The 1,783-nt window shown below is 68.9% G+C and carries 1 protein-coding gene; it reads right to left on the bottom strand.

The window, feature by feature from the left end; all coding sequences use genetic code 11:
• Nucleotides 1-38: 38 nt before the first annotated feature.
• On the bottom strand, nt 39-1,730 hold the full coding sequence (locus GA0115254_RS00830) for an ISL3 family transposase (protein ID WP_370740804.1): 1,692 nt from the start codon (nt 1,728-1,730) through the stop codon (nt 39-41).
• Between the last annotated feature and the right edge of the window lie 53 nt (nt 1,731-1,783).

Raw genomic sequence — 1,783 nt, forward strand, 5'->3', positions numbered from 1 at the left:
GGGGTCTGGCCCAAGTTGTGTGGGCCGGTGACGCTGCGTCACGCGAGGAGGACTCGTTTCCGGAGGAGCGGGAACCCGGCGCGGCCGAACATCTGCCGTTTGAGCATCTTGATCCGGTTGACTGCTCCTTCGACCGGCCCCGAGTTCCAGTCGGTGGTCAGCCCGGCGGTCACCGCGTCGAAGTCGCCTTCCAGGCCGGCTGCGAAGGTGCTAATGCCGGGCAGACCCGACGTCACCGCCGCAGTGATCCACTCGGGCAGACGCAAGCCGTCGAGCGTCGTGAGCATCTCCGCGAACGAGCTGGTCAGCTCAGCGGCGGAGGCCAGCTCTGGGATGCGGTCGAGGACTGCCTTGCGGTGGAGTTTGTCCTCCTCGGTCAGGGTGGCCGGGTGCCGGGTGAGCCAGCCGGTCACCTGCCGTACCGACGGTGGCGGCGGAGGCGGGGTGAAGCCTTCCCGAGGGGGAAGGTCGCGGCGGATCCACTCGCAGACGATGGAGTAGTGGCCGCGGAATCCCCGGGTGCGGATCTCCCGGAAGAGAGCGAGGACGGTCACTCGTCCACCGGTCTCGGCCCAGCGTGCGGCCAGGTAGGGCTTGAATGGATCGAGCTTGCTCGGGAGCTGTCGTTTGCGGCCCTTGACCATGTCCTGCCAGGACGCTGCGCGGGCGTATCGCTGCACGGTGTGTCGGCCCCAGCCCAGATGCTGTGCGACGGCCCGTAGGCTCATGCCCTGGGCGAGGAGTTCGTGAACCAGGGCGTGGTGCATCCGGGCCCGCTCGGCGAACTTGCCCGTGGGCGCGTCCGTTTCATCGTCCCGACCGGCGGCTTCTCCGGTCGAGGTCTCCCAGACGGGTTCCGGTTCGGGGACCGGCGGCGGCAGGTCGCGCAGGCCGGAGCGGTGGGCGGCCACCGTCTTCTCGACGGCGGAAGCGAGGTTCTGCCAGAGGTGGAAGCGGTCGGCGACCTGGAGGGCCTGGGGTGCGGCGGTGTCGGCCGCTTCGGCGTAGGCACCGGCGCGGTCGCGGCAGATGACCTCGATTCCGGGGTGGGCCGCGAGCCAGGGGGCGAGGGTGGCTGCGTCGCGTTCGGGCAGCAGGTCGAGGACCTGGTGGGTCTCAGCGTCGATCACGACCGTCCCGTAGACGTGCCCGCGGCGCAGGGCGAAGTCGTCCACGCCGACAGCGCGGGGTTCGGTCGTTGCCGGGTCGGGCAGGTCCATTACCAGCCGCAATAGCGTATTGCGGCTGGTCACGATGCCCAGATGCGTGGCGAGGCGTGCGCCGGCCCGCCCGGCGAGCGCCAGCCCGACCTTGCTCATAGTGGACCGCAGACGCTCTGTGGTCCGGCCGTGGCGCCTGGTCAGTCCCGGCGCTTGCTCGACGAACGTGCGCCGCGGACAGGCTGGGCTCGAACAGACGAACCGGCGGACCCTCAGCACCAGCAGACACGGCCGCCCACCGCAGGAAAGATCAGTGGGGAAACGCTGGTAGGAGCCGTGGACCTGAGCCGACCAGTCCCCGCACGCTGGGCAGTATGCACCGCTCGCGGTGCACCGTGCCTTGACGCGTATCGCTTCGCCCTCCGTCTCGACGGACGTGATCACGACCATTGTGTTCGACGGGAACAGCAGCTCTTGCACCGCAGAGGGATCTTCGCTCACGGCGACCGAATGTCGAGCACGCCAGCCGTACGAGGAGCGAAATCCGGGCGACCTCCAAGCCCCCGCCATGAAGATCAACAACTACAACGAGTAGCCACCTCACACAACTTGGGCCAGACCCC

Origin of the sequence: Streptomyces sp. Ncost-T10-10d, assembly GCF_900091955.1 — a bacterium.
In the GTDB taxonomy this organism is placed as follows: Bacteria; Actinomycetota; Actinomycetes; order Streptomycetales; family Streptomycetaceae; genus Streptomyces.